17 protein-coding genes, 3 pseudogenes and 1 riboswitch are annotated in these 17,921 nt (G+C 30.3%); of the genes and pseudogenes, 12 read left to right on the top strand and 8 right to left on the bottom strand.

All coding sequences use genetic code 11. The annotated features are described in order from the left end of the window. Window positions 1–22: 22 nt before the first annotated feature. A riboswitch (purine riboswitch) is annotated at window positions 23–121 on the bottom strand. A gap of 194 nt (window positions 122–315) precedes the next feature. Then, window positions 316–561: a hypothetical protein gene (locus tag B4J88_RS08370; protein WP_038332385.1), complete on the bottom strand. Its 246-nt coding sequence runs from the start codon at window positions 559–561 to the stop codon at window positions 316–318. A gap of 192 nt (window positions 562–753) precedes the next feature. On the opposite strand from B4J88_RS08370, the gene B4J88_RS08365 reads away from it, so the two are divergent. The 8 genes and pseudogenes from B4J88_RS08365 to B4J88_RS15160 form a co-directional block, all read left to right on the top strand. Next, on the top strand, window positions 754–2,718 hold the full coding sequence (locus B4J88_RS08365; RefSeq protein ID WP_291067234.1) for an LTA synthase family protein: 1,965 nt from the start codon (window positions 754–756) through the stop codon (window positions 2,716–2,718). Next, the gene (locus B4J88_RS08360; RefSeq protein WP_291067232.1) at window positions 2,708–3,595 is read left to right on the top strand and encodes a diacylglycerol/lipid kinase family protein; all 888 of its coding nucleotides are present in this window, start codon (window positions 2,708–2,710) and stop codon (window positions 3,593–3,595) included. Before B4J88_RS08365 ends, B4J88_RS08360 begins: the two co-directional genes overlap by 11 nt. Window positions 3,596–3,598: 3 nt before the next feature. Beyond that, window positions 3,599–4,282 (top strand): response regulator transcription factor, encoded by a 684-nt coding sequence (locus B4J88_RS08355; protein ID WP_291067230.1) that lies wholly within the window; start codon window positions 3,599–3,601, stop codon window positions 4,280–4,282. Further along, window positions 4,275–5,660: a sensor histidine kinase gene (locus B4J88_RS08350; protein ID WP_291067228.1), complete on the top strand. Its 1,386-nt coding sequence runs from the start codon at window positions 4,275–4,277 to the stop codon at window positions 5,658–5,660. The genes B4J88_RS08355 and B4J88_RS08350 overlap by 8 nt, the downstream gene beginning before the upstream one ends. A gap of 37 nt (window positions 5,661–5,697) precedes the next feature. Next, window positions 5,698–5,901, top strand: coding sequence for a (4Fe-4S)-binding protein (locus tag B4J88_RS08345; RefSeq protein ID WP_291049002.1), 204 nt, complete (start codon window positions 5,698–5,700; stop codon window positions 5,899–5,901). Between the two features lie 203 nt (window positions 5,902–6,104). After that, window positions 6,105–7,691 (top strand): annotated as a pseudogene (gene abc-f / locus B4J88_RS08340) (ribosomal protection-like ABC-F family protein). Between the two features lie 239 nt (window positions 7,692–7,930). Further along, complete coding sequence (locus tag B4J88_RS15215; RefSeq protein ID WP_125349105.1) at window positions 7,931–8,083, top strand: response regulator; 153 nt, start codon at window positions 7,931–7,933, stop codon at window positions 8,081–8,083. Further along, a pseudogene (locus B4J88_RS15160) lies at window positions 8,080–8,214 on the top strand (IS3 family transposase); the annotation flags it as partial. The gene B4J88_RS15215 and the pseudogene B4J88_RS15160, both read left to right, overlap by 4 nt. Here the strand turns inward: B4J88_RS15160 and B4J88_RS08330 are convergent. The 3 genes and pseudogenes from B4J88_RS08330 to B4J88_RS08320 all read right to left on the bottom strand — a co-directional run. Beyond that, a pseudogene (locus B4J88_RS08330) lies at window positions 8,199–8,801 on the bottom strand (protein-tyrosine-phosphatase); the annotation flags it as partial. The pseudogenes B4J88_RS15160 and B4J88_RS08330 sit on opposite strands and share 16 nt — an antisense overlap. A gap of 15 nt (window positions 8,802–8,816) precedes the next feature. Then, window positions 8,817–9,281, bottom strand: coding sequence for a DUF6428 family protein (locus tag B4J88_RS08325; protein WP_125349012.1), 465 nt, complete (start codon window positions 9,279–9,281; stop codon window positions 8,817–8,819). A gap of 77 nt (window positions 9,282–9,358) precedes the next feature. Beyond that, the gene (locus B4J88_RS08320; protein ID WP_125349011.1) at window positions 9,359–9,688 is read right to left on the bottom strand and encodes an ArsR/SmtB family transcription factor; all 330 of its coding nucleotides are present in this window, start codon (window positions 9,686–9,688) and stop codon (window positions 9,359–9,361) included. Between the two features lie 404 nt (window positions 9,689–10,092). On the opposite strand from B4J88_RS08320, the gene B4J88_RS08315 reads away from it, so the two are divergent. From B4J88_RS08315 to B4J88_RS08300, 4 genes are read left to right on the top strand one after another with little or no spacing between them, the layout of a single operon-like run. Continuing rightward, window positions 10,093–11,826: a cbb3-type cytochrome c oxidase subunit I gene (locus B4J88_RS08315; protein ID WP_291050531.1), complete on the top strand. Its 1,734-nt coding sequence runs from the start codon at window positions 10,093–10,095 to the stop codon at window positions 11,824–11,826. Next, complete coding sequence (locus B4J88_RS08310) at window positions 11,826–12,815, top strand: cytochrome c (RefSeq protein ID WP_125349009.1); 990 nt, start codon at window positions 11,826–11,828, stop codon at window positions 12,813–12,815. Before B4J88_RS08315 ends, B4J88_RS08310 begins: the two co-directional genes overlap by 1 nt. A 1-nt stretch (window position 12,816) precedes the next feature. Then, on the top strand, window positions 12,817–13,077 hold the full coding sequence (locus tag B4J88_RS08305; RefSeq protein WP_291067226.1) for a hypothetical protein: 261 nt from the start codon (window positions 12,817–12,819) through the stop codon (window positions 13,075–13,077). 13 nt (window positions 13,078–13,090) lie between these two features. Beyond that, a complete protein-coding gene (locus B4J88_RS08300) occupies window positions 13,091–13,492 on the top strand; it encodes a cytochrome C (protein ID WP_291067224.1) in 402 nt (133 codons plus the stop codon). Here the strand turns inward: B4J88_RS08300 and B4J88_RS08295 are convergent. The 4 genes from B4J88_RS08295 to hmpA are packed head-to-tail and all read right to left on the bottom strand — an operon-like array spanning window position 13,482 to window position 17,232. Continuing rightward, window positions 13,482–14,084 carry a Crp/Fnr family transcriptional regulator gene (locus B4J88_RS08295; protein WP_125349006.1) on the bottom strand — a complete coding sequence of 201 codons (603 nt, stop codon included), beginning with the start codon at window positions 14,082–14,084 and terminating at the stop codon, window positions 13,482–13,484. The genes B4J88_RS08300 and B4J88_RS08295 overlap by 11 nt on opposite strands. 39 nt (window positions 14,085–14,123) lie before the next feature. Then, the gene (locus tag B4J88_RS08290) at window positions 14,124–14,705 is read right to left on the bottom strand and encodes a uracil-DNA glycosylase family protein (RefSeq protein ID WP_125349005.1); all 582 of its coding nucleotides are present in this window, start codon (window positions 14,703–14,705) and stop codon (window positions 14,124–14,126) included. Further along, complete coding sequence (locus tag B4J88_RS08285; RefSeq protein ID WP_291067222.1) at window positions 14,695–15,972, bottom strand: chloride channel protein; 1,278 nt, start codon at window positions 15,970–15,972, stop codon at window positions 14,695–14,697. Before B4J88_RS08285 ends, B4J88_RS08290 begins: the two co-directional genes overlap by 11 nt. Before the next feature lie 45 nt (window positions 15,973–16,017). Further along, window positions 16,018–17,232, bottom strand: coding sequence for an NO-inducible flavohemoprotein (hmpA, locus tag B4J88_RS08280; RefSeq protein ID WP_349679318.1), 1,215 nt, complete (start codon window positions 17,230–17,232; stop codon window positions 16,018–16,020). Between the last annotated feature and the right edge of the window lie 689 nt (window positions 17,233–17,921).

The following is a 17,921-nucleotide window of genomic DNA, read 5'->3' as shown; positions in this document are numbered from 1 at the left end:
AGAGTGGTTCAAGACTCATTTTGTAGAAAAAAAATTCATTTGTAGTGGCAATTTTTTATGGTCTGCCGTAGAGACGCTCAACCTTATTATGAGCTATACAAATGTTGTAAACTTTAAAAACTAAATCACCTTTAAAAGTGAACTGCAAAATTAAACATTTTAATTAGTAAAATCAAATCTAAATCAACAATATTTTATTTAATTTTTTGGTTAAATATTTTTCTTAAAATTTAAGCATGATTATCAATCAAATGTCCCATTTTACAACAAAAAAAATCCTTATCAAAATTGATAAGGATTTTTCGTTTTCCGTAATTATCTTGTAATTGTCAAATCGTATTCGTTGTCTGATTCATCATATTTATATGATAATTTCATATTGAAATCTTGCATAAACTTTTTGCAAAACGTTTCTATATTTAATGAATCTGGAAAAGTAGCTTTGTTAACTGTCATAAACAAAGTTGTCCAACTTGTATTGTCTTTAAAAATTGTAGAGAATCTTTTCTCCCAATATGTTAAAAACTTTTCTTCTTTTTCATTGATTAATATCTCTTCCATTATACCTACTTTATAAACCAATTACAAATTTACAACTATTTCTAATCAAAACCATTTTTTCACGAATTATTAACGTTTTCAGCTTCTATTTTTCATTCAAGAATCGCAAACTTAAGATTCGCTTAAGATTCACTTTTCTATGTTAATAATCTATTAAATATCAAGACATTTGAACAATAATTCAAAAACAAAATGTTTACAAATAATTTAAAAGGACGTTACAGTATTTTACTATTTTTCAGTTCGTTATTTATTCTAATTTCATTTATTCTACGCCTAATTTTTGCGATTTGGGTAAAAAGTGATTTCGATTGGAATATTGGTTCATTATTACACACTATTTTTTATGGATTAGTGTACGACATTAGTGTTGTAAGCTGTTTCACGTTATTCTTATCATTTTATTTTATGATTTTACCAAACAAATTCGTCAATTCATTATTTGATCGAATTTTCGTGTATTTCGTTTATACATTGTATTTGGTAATCATTTATTTTACATTTTTTGCCGAAGTTACATTTTGGGACGAATTCAAAAGTCGATTCAATTTTATTGCAGTCGATTATTTAATTTATACATACGAAGTTGTCAAAAACATTCAAGAATCATATCCATTACCTGTTTTAATTGGCGGAATTGTGTTGATTACCGGCTTGACAATTTTCGCAACAAAAAAAGGTTATTTCTTTTACAATACATTTCATAACAAACCAAAAACAAGTCAAAAAGTTGGTGTTTTTGTGTTCAATTTATTACTTGCGGTTGGCTCATTATTCCTTTTAAACAACGATAGTAGTTCAACTTCTGAAAACCGATACAACAATGAAATTTCAAAAGCTGGAATCTTTTCATTCTTTTCAGCTTTCCGAAATAATCATTTAAAATACGACGAACATTATAAATCTATTCCGATTGAAGATGCTTTTGCAGTGATGAAATCTGAATTGCAAGATTCGAAAACTGTTTTCGATCAACAATTCAAAAATCCAATACGAAGAACAATTTTAGCGAGTAATCCGTCACAAGCAGAACAAAAACCAAATGTGATTTTTGTGTTAATGGAAAGTATGAGCGCTTCATTTTTGCAAGAGCAATTCAACGGAAAATCAATCACTCCAAACCTCAACGATATAGCGAATAACAGCATCTATTTTTCGAATATGTTTGCCAACGGAACGCGTACTGTTCGTGGAATGGAAGCTGTTACATTATCAATTCCTCCTACACCTGGAAATAGTATTGTGAAGCGTGTTGATAATCAAAATTTATATACTATTTCGAATGTTTTCAAAGCAAAAGGATACCACAATATGTTTTTTTATGGTGGCGATGGATATTTTGATAATATGAATGCGTTTTATGGTGGAAATGGTTTTGACATTTACGATCGCGGTCGTGGTAGCGTTTTGAGTGATAAAATCAATACCAATCGATACAATATTAATGATGATGAAGTTACTTTTGAGAATGCTTGGGGAATTGCCGATGATGATATTTACAGAAAAGTGATCAAAGTTGCCGATGAAAAATACAAAACAAAACAACCATTTTTTGCTTTTGTCATGTCAACTTCTAACCACAAACCTTATACGTACGAAGATGGAAAAATTGATATTCCGTCTGGAACTGGTCGTCCTGGAGCTGTAAAATATGCCGATTATGCAATTGGAGATTTAATTGCAAAAGCGAAAACAAAACCTTGGTTCAGCAATACCGTTTTTGTGTTTATTGCCGATCACTGTGCAAGTAGCGCGGGCAAAGATGCAATTGATGTAAAAAACCATCACATTCCGGCATTTATCTATAATTTAAAATCGCACGCAAACGAAAATGTCACAAAAGAAGTTTCTCAAATTGATATTTTCCCAACGTTATTTTCGTTGTTCAATTGGAAATATACATCTCAATTTTATGGAAAAGATATTTTTGATCCGCAATACAAATCGCGTTCTTTTGTTGGTACGTATATTAAATTGGGAATGAAAAAAGGCGAAGATGTTTCGATTTTATCTGATCAAAAGAAAATCAATCAATACAAATGGATTGACAAAAATTTAATTGATACAAAGGTTGATCCTATTTTCGAGCGTTCTATCATATCTAATTATCAAACAGCCGATTATTTATTTAGCAATCATTTATTAAATGAAAAATAAAATCATTTTTATCATCAATCCTATTGCTGGAAAGGGAAAAGGACGAATGATTGAAACTGAAATTCAACACTATTTTAGTCAAAAAAATGTTGAATTCGAAACATTTTTAACTGAAAATATTGGTCACGCAACTGAAATTACAAATCAAGTTCTGACAAAAAATCCTGATATAATAGTAGCTTGTGGTGGCGACGGAACGATAAACGAAGTCGCACAAGCCTTGGTTGGTAGCAATGTTGCTTTGGGAATTATTCCGATTGGTTCAGGAAATGGATTAGCGGCTAATTTGCATATCCCTAAAACCACCGAAAAAGCTTTTGAAACGATTTTGAATGCAAAAATCAATAAAATTGATGCAGGAAAAATCAACGAAAATTACTTTTTTAGCAATATGGGATTGGGAATTGATGCAGATGTGATTAACAATTATGCTCAAACCAAAACCAGAAACTTTTTGGGATATGTAACTGCCAGTACAAAAGCGATTTTTAACTTTCAACCGAAAAAATTTAGCATCGAATTAGATGATCAACATACATTAGATGATGATTTTTATTTTGTGTTCTGCTCTAACTCTAACGAAGCGGGTTACGGCATCACATTTTCACCCAATGCAAAATTAAATGATGGAAAATTAGACTTTCTTGCAGTAAAAAAGCTTAATTTTATACAACAAATTCAGTTTTCGGCTAATGTTTTAGGAAAACGAATTGAAAAAATGAAGCAAGCAAAAGTATTGCAAGTCAATTCAGTAAAATTCAATTCCAAACAACCAAAAACAATTGCTCAAGTTGATGGTGAAGCTGTTATTTTTAACCAAAATTCTATTGAAGTTTCGATTGTTCCGAATGCTTTGAATGTTATTATTCCGAATTAGAAAATGAACAAACCAAAAGTTTTAATTGTTGAAGATGAATTGGGAATTGCTAATTTTATGCTTCAAGGTTTAGAAGAAGAAAATTTATCGCCAACGCACTGTTTAAGAGGCGAAGATGCTTTAGTGAAAATAAATAACGAGAAATTTGATGTTATTTTATTGGATTGGATGATGTTAAATATTTCTGGATTAGACGTTTGTAAAGCAATCCGAAATTCTGAAAATATGAACCAAAAAACACCCATTATTTTCATTACAGCGAAAGATACAGTTCAAGATACGATTGAAGGTTTGAATGCTGGTGCAAATGACTACATCAAAAAACCATTTGATTTTAATGAATTGGTAGCACGAATAAACGTTTATCTTCGTCAAAATGAATCGAATAATCTTTTTAATTTCGGAAATATTTCAATCAATCCAGAAACACATCAGACTTTTTTAGACAATAATTTAGTTGAATTAACATTAAAAGAATTTCAACTTTTAGCTTACCTTTTCAAAAATAAAAACCGAATTTGTACACGCAAAGAAATCATTGAAAACGTTTGGGACATTCACTTTGAATACGATACAAGTGTAATTGATGTTTTTATTAACGCGATTCGTAAAAAATTAAATCTAAAAAAGGACGATCCGCGCTTACATACTATTCGTGGCGTGGGTTATATAACAAACGATGTTTAAAAAATTATCTGTAAAAAATAGAATTGCAACCTTTTACAGCATTTTATTTTCTGCTGTTTTACTCATTATTTTTGGGTTAATTTTCTTTGTTGTAAATAGGGGAATTAACAAAACAATGTACGAAACGTTGGAGGAAGAAATTAACAGTCACGTCGATTATGTTTTACACGAACCTACATTAGAAAACTTCGTTCAACCGCGCGAATGGGAAGAAGTAGAACATACAGACATTGCGCTGAATCCTGTTTTTATCTCAATTTATGATAAAAATTTCAACTTAGTTGAAAGTTCTCCAAACATGGTTCAAAATCAATTGGATTGGAACAATGAAGAACCAGAAAACAAGCCATTTTATGCTGAATATAATTCAATTCAGTTATTAATTTCTCAAGCAAAATTGATTCATCATGGCGAAGTTGTTGGTTATTTAGTAATAGGCGTTTCTACAAAACACAATCAATTAGCATTAGATTATTTAAAAACCGCCTTACTTATTATCTTTCCTATTTCGGTTTTATTGACGTTTCTTTTAGCTCGTTTTATTGCGGCTAAATCGATTAAACCTGTTTTCAATGTTATTCATACAGCGCAATCGATCACCGAAAATAATCTTTCAGAACGCATTCAATTACCTAAAAATAAAGATGAATTATTTCAACTTTCAGCGACAATAAATTCACTTTTAGATCGATTAGAGTTTCAAATTTTAAAAGCTAAACAGTTCTCGGCTGATGCTTCACATGAACTTCGAACACCTTTGGCGATTATAAAAGGAACCTTGGAAATTTTGATTCGACACGAACGCACGCCTGAGCAATACAATGAAAAAATAGATTACACATTGAAACAAGTGAATCGTTTGGATCGTTTGGTAGAGCAATTTTTGTTGATTTCTCGTGTAGAAAATAATAGTTTAGAGTTGAAAACTTCTTTATTTGAGCTAAAAACCGAAGTTTTAAAATCAATTGAACGTTTTGATGTTTTATTACAAGAAAAACAAATTTCTGTCGATACAGAACAACTTCAAACTTGTGAAATTGATAATTACCAAGAATTTTTTGAGATTATTATAGATAATGTTTTATCAAATGCTATAAAATATTCTAACTTAAAAGGTCAAATAACAATTCTTTCTAACATCGAGAACAATTCTTATGAATTGATTTTTGAAGACAATGGAATTGGAATGAATCAAGAAGATTTAAAATTTGTTCAAGAACGATTTTTCCGTATTAAAAATGATTCAACATTCCATATTTCTGGTTCTGGATTAGGACTAAATATCGCGACACAGTTAGCTAAAATAGCTGACATTAAAATGCGAATTGAGAGTACCCAAAATATTGGAACTAAGATTATTTTAACGTTGAATATTTAAAATTTTTAAGTAACTTCAATTCATCTAAAATATCAAAATGAGTCAACACGAATATACAAACGGAGAAATCACTATAATCTGGAAGCCTGAATTATGTCAACATGTAGGTATTTGCGTAAAACTACTTCCAAATGTATATAATCCGAAAGAAAAACCTTGGCTAAAGCCAAAAAATGCAAGTAGTGACGAACTTATCAAACAAGTTCATCAATGTCCTTCAGGTGCGTTGAGTATAAAGTAGTAAAATAAATATTTTAGCATTTTATGTTTCTATGTAGCTAATCTTTAACTTCCCTCTGATTTCTTATTCATTAAATAAAGTTCGTATATTCGCAAAATCAAAATTTAAGTAAGACACAATGTAAAAAATAATTTCTTTCAGACAAATCAGAACAACAACCTCAAAACGGTTGCTGTATTGTTTCACTTCTAAAGAAAGGAATTATGCTTACTTTACAAAATATTTCATATCTACATCCAAACAAGAATATACTGTTTAGCGACATTAATTTAACAGTACAAAATCAAGAAAAAATTGCTTTAATTGGTAACAACGGAGTAGGAAAATCTACTTTATTGAAAATTATCGCTAAAAAATATCAACCATCAAATGGTCTAATAAACATTGAAACTGAACCTTATTATGTTCCACAAATTTTCGGACAATTCAATCAGTTGACGATCGCTCAAGTACTGAAAATCGAAGATAAATTAAGTGCTTTGAACGAAATCTTAAACGGAAACACAAGTGAAGATAATTTCAATTCACTCGATGATGATTGGACAATCGAAGACCGTTGCAATGAAGCATTAAGTTATTGGCAACTCAACGATTTGGACTTGAATCAAAAAATGGAAACTCTAAGTGGTGGACAAAAAACAAAAGTTTTTTTAGCTGGAATTTCCATTCATCAGCCCGAATTAATTTTATTGGATGAACCTAGCAATCATCTCGATAATGTAAGTCGTCAACTTTTATATGATCTAGTTCTCGATACAAAAAGCACGTTAATCATCGTAAGCCACGACAGAAAACTTCTAAACCTTCTAAATAGTGTTTATGAGTTAAGTAAAAACGGGATTAAAGTTTATGGTGGAAATTACGACTTTTATAAAGCTCAAAAACAGATTGAAAACAATGCCTTGAATCAAGATATTCAAAGCAAAGAAAAAGCATTGCGGAAAGCCAAAGAGAAAGAACGAGATACTTTAGAACGACAACAAAAATTGGATAATCGTGGAAAAAGTAAACAAGAAAAATCAGGTGTTGCTCGAATAATGATGAACACTTTGCGAAATAATGCCGAAAATAGTACATCAAAATTAAAAGGTGTTCATGCAGAAAAAATTAATGGAATTTCTCAAGATTTACAAACGCTTCGCTCCTCTTTATCTCCTTTAGATAAAATGAAATTTGGTTTTGATCATTCAGACTTACATAAAGGAAAAGTTTTATTTACCGCAACTAACGTTAACTTTAGTTATAACGATAAACTGATTTGGAAAAACAACTTAAATTTTGAGATTACAAGTCGCGAACGCATTGCATTAAAAGGAAAAAACGGTTCAGGGAAAACCACGTTGATAAAGCTTATTTTAGGTAAGATAAAACCGCAAAAAGGAACAATTTATCGAGCAGAAAATAAATCCATTTACATTGACCAAGATTATTCGTTACTTAATAATAAACTAAAAGTTTATGAGCAAGCACAACAATTCAATACCTCAGCATTACAAGAACATGAAATCAAGATTCGTTTAAACCGATTTTTATTTTCAAAAGACGACTGAGAGAAACCTTGCTTAATGTTGAGTGGTGGTGAAAGAATGCGTTTATTACTTTGTTGTTTAACAATAAACAGTAAAGCTCCTGACATTATTATTTTGGACGAACCTACCAATAATTTGGATATTCAGAACATTGAAATTTTGACAAAAGCTATAAACGAATATCAAGGAACGCTAATCGTTGTATCACACGACGAAGCATTTTTGGAACAAATAAAAATAGAACGGACGATTGATTTATAAAAAACATAGTAAATAATCAAATTCCTTTCAATGGATTCAAAAGTTACTCAATCCCACATTCGATATATTTTTGGAATTCTTGAAAAAGTTTGAAGAAGAAAAAAATAATGAGTTTATAAAAGCTATATGCATAAAATAATACCTTCATTGTTCACAAGTAATAAGAATGCATTCAATTTTAATCATAGACGATAAAACAAAAATCAGAACACTCCTAGCTCGAATTAGAAGGTTTTGAAATACATCAAGCAGAAAATTTAAAATCAGGGATAAAAAAAATTAAAACACTTACTCCTGAAGTTATTTTATGTGATGTAAAATTACCTGATGGTAATGGTGTTGAGTTTGCAAAAGAAGTCAAAGAACAAATTTTAATTGTAATGGAAGCTTAACGAGCAGAAACTCCATAGCCCAACTTTGTAGAAAATATAGTATAAGTCAATCTCAATTTTATAAGTGGAATAAAGAATTTTTAGAAGCAGGTAAAAAGCGATTATCGGGTGATATAACTCGAGAAAAAACGTAAAACATTTCTGTTGCTATCTGCAAACTTCTTTCTGCATACACTTTTGATTGCTCTGCTGTATGGTCTGAAACTTTAGGATCTTCAAATGTTATCGGTATTCTTTTTTCAGCTCCTGCAATAAACGGACAATCTCCATCTGCTTGCGAACAAGTCATAATAGCTGCGAATGTTCTAGGATTGAATGGATGATCATATTTCTTTGAAAAGCCTATAATTGGAAGTGTATTTTCATCAAACTTAATGGAATAAATCGGATTTGTACTTTCTTCAATTTTGAAAATAGTAAAACCTTGATTCCTTAATGTTTCCACTACTTTCGGGAATAGCGCCGTTTCTTCTGTTCCACCTGAATAACAATATACATTTTGTATGTTGTAAAACGAAGCAGAAACCTGTGCCCAAACTTGTGAAAAATGACTTCGACGTGAATTGTGTGTACAAATAAAGTTGAGATTTACAGCTTGATTATCATTTATTTTCTGTTGAATATAATCTACCAAAGGCTGCAAAACAGCCTTTCTGTCGGTAGATATTCGATCAAAATTTTGAAACTTGATTATGTTTTCTTTTAGTATTGAATACATTGTTTAGTTAGAATTTTAACAACATCCTGAATTTGGTGTGCAACAAGACGATTGAATCTCTGATAATTTCACTTTTGGTTTTTGATTTGGAATACCACATGCATCCTCTGCTAAACAAGCTGTTTGTTTGTTTTTTAAGACAAAGTTTTTACCATTGAATTCTAAATCATATTTCCCAATTGTTTCAGCTTGATACTCTACCTCTATTTCACTGTTCTCGATTCCCAACTGTTTTTCAGAAAGCTCGATGATATGAAGCAATTTATTTGGTTTTAAGCGATGTTCATAATCGTCGGCATTCCATAGTTGGAAATTCACAGCTTTCTCGTTTCGTATTGTTCCTCCACAATCAATAAAATTTTTAGTAATTTGCCCTACTTCTGTTACATGGAAATGTTCTGGTACAAATGTTCCATCTTCTAATTGAAATTCAACATTGTCTAAATTTGGCAATATTTCTTTAATTTGTTCAAGTGTCATATGAATTGAATTTTAAATTTATTTTCTTTTTTATTCATCGTAATATTACGATGTATATAGATTAAAAAAAAATGCCTTTAACAGCATTGTTTAACTTTCACCTCTTGATTAAAGAAAGTGACTAATTCGTTTTGTATCTCATTCCATACTTTTTCTTCAATACAATAACAAACAGACTTTCCTTCTATAGAACCTTGTATAATTCCTATATTTTTTAATTCTTTTAAATGCTGAGAAATAGTTGCTTGTGCTAAGCCCAATTCATCTACCAAATCGTTACAAATACACGCTTTTTGATTGATAATATGTTGTAAAATAGCAATACGAGCCGGATGTCCCAAAACCTTAAACAGCACGGCTAATCTATTTTGTTCTTCTGTAAACATCTCTGTTTTAGTAATTCCCATTTCTCTTTTTATTACATCGCAATATTACGATTTTAAATTTAAAATGTAAAACTTCCTTTCTCTTTTTATTCTTATTATTTTTCAAATGAATTCATATGACCTTCGAGAAATCTTGATGCAAATTAAAGTATTGTAAAAAGTAGATATAAGTATTGAGAATTAAATTTTCAGAAATTAAATTTTAATTTATTGGTTAATATTTTCTACGATAAGACTCTTCTATTTTTCTATTTAATAATAATTCTTCCATAAGGCTTCCTTCTTTTCATAAGATGAATATTAAATAAATAATTTATGTAAAAGACACAAGTACAATTATTTAACACACCTATGACCACACGCATAAGTCTTGTTACGCTATCCTATGTAAATTAGAAAATCAAAATTATATAAACAGAACTATAATGGATAATTTATTAAATGAACCTGGTCTTCAATTGACTATCTTGTTTTTCTTTATTCCTGTATTTTTTGCTTTGATTCTTATTTTAATTAAAATCAATAGCATTATATCAAATGTGTTAAGAAAAAAAGAATTAAAAAAAATCTATGAAGATTTAAAGAATCTTCAACCAGGAGAAGTGGCTGCTCTTGAAAAACGAAAGATAGAACTTGAGTTTAAACTAATAGGAAACGAACTTTCATTAAATAATTCTGTTGAAGATCCACGTGGATTAGTAGATCAAACAAATGAAATACATGATATTCGTTTTTTACAAACCAAACGAAAAGAAAGAAAAAATATAGTTATTCCTAACAACGAAAAAAAACTTATACTTTGGTTCTTAGGATGTGGTATTTTATGGCTTATTATAGGAACAACCGTAGGAGAGTATTTGGGAATAAAATTTGTCGCACCTGATGCTGATCATGTTAGTTGGTTAAGCTTTGGTCGATTAAGACCCGTACATACGAATATTGTTTTCTGGGGTTGGGCATCTGTTGCTATGGTCGGTTTTTCGTATTATGTTATTCCAAGAGTAGGTAATACAAAAATCTTTAGCTTAAAAATAGCTTATACTTCACTAATTTTAATGAATTCAGCTGTTTTATTAGGAAGTATTTGTTTAATGGTTGGGATAAATAATAGCGGTGGAGAATACAGAGAATATGTTTGGCCAGTTATGCTTCTTTTTGCAATAGGAATTATTATCAGTATTTATAATCATATCCAAACAATATCATCAAGAAAAACAGAAGAAATTTATGTCTCGAATTGGTATATAGTATCTGCAATGATGTTTGTTGTTGTCATATTACTTGTTGCTTATCTTCCGTTTTGGCAAGATGGATTAGGTGAAACCATTACACAAGGTTATTTTATGCATCAAGGTGTTGGTATGTGGTTCATGTTTTTTAATCTTGGATTAATGTATTTTTTCCTTCCACAAGAACTTAATAGCCCAGTGTACTCATATAGTCTAAGTATACTTGCTTTTTGGACTCAAATCTTATTTTACACTCTAATTGGAACTCATCACTTTATATTTAGTGCTATTCCATGGTGGATGCAAACTATTGCAATTGTAGCGAGCGTAGGTATGATAATACCTGTAGCTGCAGGAAGCATTAATTTTATGATGACTATTCGAGGTTCTTGGCACAGATTAAAATTAAGTTATGTACTACCATTTTATGTCGTTTCAATTATTTTCTATTTCACTGGTTCAATGCAAGGAACTGTAGAAGCATTTCGGGTAACTAATCTTGTTTGGCATTTTACCGACTTCACTGTTGCTCATTCTCATTTAACTATGTATGGTATTATCACATTTATGTTATGGTCATTTACTTATACACTTGTACCGAGACTTACTTCTCATGAACCACCAAGTATTACTGTTGGTTTACATTTTTGGTTTGCATTAATAGGTTTACTTGTTTATACTGTTTCGTTGATGATAGGATCTACAGAAAAAGGAATTTTATGGATGGATAAAAAACCGTTTCTTGAAGGTATAATTTTAATGATGCCCTATTGGTTATGGAGGGCTATAGGAGGTACAATGATGTGGATATCTCATTTTATTTTCGCTTATAACTTTTATAGAATGTTAAAACCAAAAAAGGAAATAAAAATACCGCAATCACCAGCTGAACTTTTAGATATTATTAATATAGAAAAAACAACATTATAATGGATTTTTTTAATAATCATAAAAAGCTTTTTCTTTCCGCATTGGCATTTTTTCTTTTTCTAACATTGATTATTTGTATTCTACCTGCACTTAATAATCAGAAAATAAATCGTCCTTTGCCAGGAAGTAATGTCTCTACAGAAGAGGAAGTTCGTGGTAAGCAAATTTATATAAGAGAAGGTTGTGTAGCTTGTCATACACAACAGATCAGAAATGTAGATATGGATCAGGTTTTTGGAGAAAGACCAAGTATTGCTGCAGATTATGCACGAAATAAACGTATTAGCTTTTTTCAGAATACAGCAACACTAATGGGAACAGAGAGAACAGGACCTGATTTAACTAATATTGGTCGTAAGCAACCAAGTTTAGAATGGCAATATTCACATTTATATAATCCAAGATCTGTTGTACCAGAATCTGTAATGCCTTCTTATAAATGGTTATTTAATGTAAAAGATTATTTGGACGAAGGAGAGATAGAAGTAAATGTTCCAGATGAATTTAGAATAGGAATTAAAGGAAAAATTGTTCCTTCAAGAGAAGCAAAAGATTTAGTAGCTTATCTCTTCAGTCTACAACAAGTAAAACTTACAGAAGATGTTGAGCCTGTGAAATTTTTATATAAAAAAGAAAAAAAATCTGAAGGAAATTCAACCGATTCAAATCTTCCTGACGGAGAAGCACTATTTGGAACAAACTGTGCAACTTGTCATCAAACAAATGGAGAAGGTTTACCTGGAGCATTTCCACCATTAAAAGGAAGCCCAATTGTTTTAGGAGAAAATTTAGAACTTTATATTACGATTATCATGAAAGGTTACGATCCAAGACCAGAATATGCTTCTATGCCAGCTGTAGGAGAAAATGCACATTTTACACCAGAAGATGTTACTGCAATTATAAATTATGAGAAAGCAAGCTGGGGAAATAATGGAAAAAAAGTAACAGTAGAAGAAGTGAAAGCTATCATGGACAAAATTAAATAAAATGAAACAGACAAAATATAAAACAATATTATTGTTAGGTTTATATAGCTATGCAAAAGCATGTGATGCCTGTAAACTTCAACAACCAAAAATTACGCAAGATTTTACACATGGAACTGGTCCCGAATCAAATTGGGATTGGTTCATTGTGATCTTGATTACTATAATTACATTATATACATTATTTTATTCGTTTAAATTTCTTATTAAACCTGGCGAAAAAGATAAAAAACATATCAAAAATATTGTTTTAAAATTTTAATAAAAAAGGGATTATGTCAGAAAAAAATATAACTGTGTACTTGTACATTGACAAAGAAGAAAAACCTATTGCAGAATTGGTTCCACCAGTTACGTTCAAGTTAGATACAACTAAATTGACGGATGGAGAACATTTATTAAAAATAGTAAGCAAGTTTGACCAAAAAGAAGGGTTAAAAATTATTCGTTTTACCGTTTCTAATGGGCCAATACTTCATATAGAAGGGCTTTCTGATAATGAAAAAGTGAATGGAGTATTGCCATTAATGATTAATGCTTATGATACAGGAAAAAACCAAAGTTTTATTATAAAAGGAAGCGAAAATCCACGAACAATATCAATTTGGGTTTGGGTTTTTATTATAATATTTATGGCTTGGGCAGCTTTTTATATCATTGAAAATTTTAGTCTTTAGCAATTAAAATTACTTTACCACCTCTTATTTCAAGTTCTCCTTTTTTTTCTAAGAGTTTAATTGTTCGTATGACAGTTTCCACTCTCAATCCTGTTAAATCCCCCAGCTGTTGACGAGATAAATCAATTAAATATTCTGGTTCATTATTTTGGTTATGACTACGCAAATAATCGAATAGTTTTACCAATCTTCTTTCTGGATTTTGCGACGATATTTCGGGGGCCATAATTGACTTATAGTACAAACGACGTGCTAAACTCTTGTTAACTTCTAAAGATACTTCTGGACGCGAATGCAATAGTTTGTAGAATGATACTTTAGAAATTTGTATTATTTTTCCATTCGTCACCGCTATCGCATTAGCAGGGTATGGCTCATCAATAAATAAAGGAGGTTCTCCAAAACTTTGACCTTTAATAAAAAAATTCTGTATAAATTCTTTACCTTCTTCAGAAAAATTATTCATTTTAACTTTACCTTCTATTATTTGATAATAATAAATAGGAAAATGTCCAATTTCAAAAATAATTTCTCCTCTTTTTAGATTTCTAATTTCTCCTCCAAATTGGATTAATAAATCTTGATTAATCATAGCATAAATTAAATAATCAATATACCCAAAAGTACTTATTTATAAAATATTTTTAACTCTATTTTTTAATTCAGGTAACACATTTTCTTTGAACCATGGGTTTTTATTCATCCAAATAAAATTTCGTGGTGACGGATGAGGCAAAGGAAAATAATCAGGCAAATAATCGTTAAAATTTAAAATGTTTTCAGTAATATTTTTGTTCATTTTATTCTTCAAATAATATTTTTGGGAATACTGACCAATTAATAAAATCAGCTGTATTTCTTTCATTTCATCTAATAAACTAGTATGCCATAGAGGTGCACATTCTTTTCTTGGAGGTAAATCTCCAGATTTCCCTTTTCCCGGATAACAAAATCCTATGGGTAATAATGCAAAAAGTTCGGGATTATAAAATTGATCTACTGTTACATTTAACCATTTACGCAATTCATTTCCGCTTGCATCGTTCCAAGGTACACCTGTCTCATGAACTCTTAAACCTGGAGCTTGCCCAATAATAGCAATTTTAGACATAGGATTTGCTTGTACAATAGGATTTGCACCTAATGGCAAAAAAGGTTCGCAGACTTTACATGCACGAACTTCCTCTATTAATTTATCAAAATTATTTGTCATTTTTTAATATTAATGTATAAACAGTATAAGGATATATTTTTTTTGATAAAAGATAACTAATAAAAGTTAATACAACAATCGGGAACCATAAAACGTAAGAATTAAAAATTCCTAAAGTTAAAAATATGGCTGTAAATGGAGCATGTAAAGTCGCAGCTACTGTAAATGCTACACCCAATATTATAAAGTTCAAAACAATTACATCAGGCATAAAATATACTTTAGTTAAAACACCTACAAGCAAACCCAAGCATGCACCTGCAAAAATACTCGGAGCAAAAACACCGCCGTCACCTCCCAGTTTTAAAGTAAATCCAGTTGTAAACGGCTTTATAATTACAAGAAATAATGCAAGTAGAGCAAATTCTACAACATAATTTGTTTCTTTGGTTAACTCAGCAATAGTATGATAACCAGACCCATATAATTCGGGTAAAAAATATAAAACGATTCCCAACAATATAGAACCTATTAGTAATTGAAGTATGGGTTGGTTTTCAAATAATAAAATACGCTTTGAATAGGTGACTATTCGCGTCATGTATACACCATAAATACTTGTTGAACCACATAAAATAATGAAAAATGGTATTGCTTCATAATGCCATTCTTTTACACGCTGACTAAGATCTATCAAAGGATGAGCATTCATCAAAAATAGAATAATAGTTGAAAATGTAACACTAAGAATGTGTGTAAACCAAAAAACGTTGCTTTTTTGTTTCCCTATCGTTTCATAGGAAAAGAAGATTCCTGCCAACGGACTACAAAATAAAATAGTGACCCCGCTCGCAATTGCAGCTCCCATAAATTCTTTACGATATTTTTTGAAAATGACATCTTTTCGGGAAGCCATATCACCCAAAGTAGCTGTAGCAACAACAGTGGAAACTTCGATTCCTGTTGTTCCTCCAAAAATAACGGTAAGAAATCCATTAAAAAAATGTGAAAAAACTTTATAAGAAGGAATCTTTTTTTGAGAGCGTAGAGCTTCCAATACTTCAGTAATACCTTTATTTTTCTTTTTATTAAAAACAAACTGGCGCAAAAAATAAATCAATGTTAATCCTATAAATGGAAAAATAACAAAGAATAAATTATTTTTTTTTGCTTTATCTAAAAGTAAATGCTCATATTGTTCTACTAAATTTTTAAACATTAAGGTAAGCAAACCTACAGAAACTCCGACTAAAATAGAACAAAGAACTATTCTACTCCATTTAACCCATCGATAGTTTTTTTTTGATACATGATTTTTAAAATTCATACATGTAAAAGGAGAAGCATTGCTTCTCCATATTTTAATTATTGATTATAACGATTTTGGTCCAAATTCTTCAAAGAAAATTTGTTCTTTATTGACTTGATTTATTTCTAGTTCTTCAATCATTTTTTTAATAAAAGGGCGTGGTCCACACACATAATATTCAGAATCTTTATCAAACTTCCAGTCTTCAATCTTTTTAAAGTCAATATGGCCTTTCAAAACACTTGAATCTGCAATAGACTCTTCTATATAATCGTAAAATTGATATTTACTTACATTAGGATGGTTGTTTTGAATAAGTTTTATTTTATCTGCAAATGCATGCACTTCTTTATTGCGACATGCGTGTATCCAAACGACATCATGTTGTACTTTTTCGTTTAAATCAAAAGTTTCTAACATAGACAATAAAGGAGTTTGACCGATTCCTCCACTAATAAATATCTTCTTGTTTTTCGTTTCTTGTAACACGAAGTTTCCTGTAGGAGCGCTCAATTCCAATTCGTCACCTTCAAAAATGTAATCATGTAAATAGTTACTAATCATTCCATTTACTGCGATATTCGTACCTTTTTCACGTTTCACAGAAATACGAAAGTATTCATCATTTGGAGCACAAGAAATACTATATTGACGTATTTGTTCAAGATTCATTTCAGGTAAAAATATTTTGATACTTAAATATTGTCCTGCTAAATGTTTTGGAAGAGCTTTTCCATCTTTTGGTTTTAAGTAAAACGAAGTAATTTCGGCAGATTCTTCAACCTTACTTTTCACAATAAATGTGCGCCATCCTAGCCAGTTACCAGCTTCTTCTTTTTTACTTTCATACATTTTCTGTTCATGACCAATCATCAAATTAGCCAATTGGTTATACGCTAATCTCCATGCTTCAAGCACTTCATTGGTTGCAGCATCTTGTAAAACTTCTTTAATAGAAGCCAATAAATGTGTTCCTACAATATCGTATTGTTCGGGTTGAATATTTAAACTTGTATGTTTGTGTCCAATCATATCTACAACTGGCATTAATACAACTGGATTCGCAATATTTTCAGCATAAGCCAATACAGCCATAGCCAAAGCTGTTTGCTGTTTTCCTGAATTTTGATTTCCCATGTTAAACAGGTTTTTTAATTCTGGATGGTGAGTAAACATTCGATTATAAAAATGTTTAGTTAGAGCAACACCACTTTCTCTTAATAAAGGGACAGTTGCTAAAATGATTTCTTTATGTTGATCTGTAAGCATAATAAAAATTAAAATTTGCTTGCAAAACTACTTACTCAAAAGAAACGATACTTATGAGTACAGTCATAAGTTTTAACTAAATCTCCAGATCGTAAGAAGTTTTCAAGAATTAATAATATACTAATCGTTGTTACCACACTAATATGAATAACTTCTCACTCTAACTTTCTTATCATTTGCATGGATAGAAAACCATTGATTTTTACAACCATTTCGTTTGAGCAAATCGAGTTGCCAACTTTATGGAAATAAATTAGTTAGTTGAATCATTGAGAGACTACTGTCGGCATCTTTTTAAAAGAAAGCAACTCATGTTCATATTATTACCAATCGTATTGATGAAAAAGGAAAGGCTTTAGATGATTCTTATATAGGGTTTAATGTTACATTGTATTCGGTTGTTTTTTCTGTAATTGGGTTAGCAGCTTTGTTTTTTGCTTTTAAGTTTGGGTTTCAAGCGAAAGCGAAGATTAGAAATGAGTTTTACAATGAATTGAAATAATCAACATCGCATTTTATCAGAGAATGATACTCTTTTTATGCAAAAATTCAAAAAATGGGCAAATAAAAATCCAAACGACAGTAATAATCTTTTTAGAAAAGTAGACAAAATAGAAGAAAAAATAGACGACCTCAAATTTTTGAGGTTGTCTATTTTACATAAAAGGTGTTATAGATAGACACTGTACCAAAAACTG

This window comes from Empedobacter sp. UBA5036, from assembly GCF_002415215.1.
GTDB classification, from domain to species: Bacteria; Bacteroidota; Bacteroidia; order Flavobacteriales; family Weeksellaceae; genus Empedobacter; species Empedobacter falsenii_B.
The sequence above is the reverse complement of the archived record's forward strand: the minus strand, read 5'-3'. Positions and strand labels throughout refer to the sequence as shown.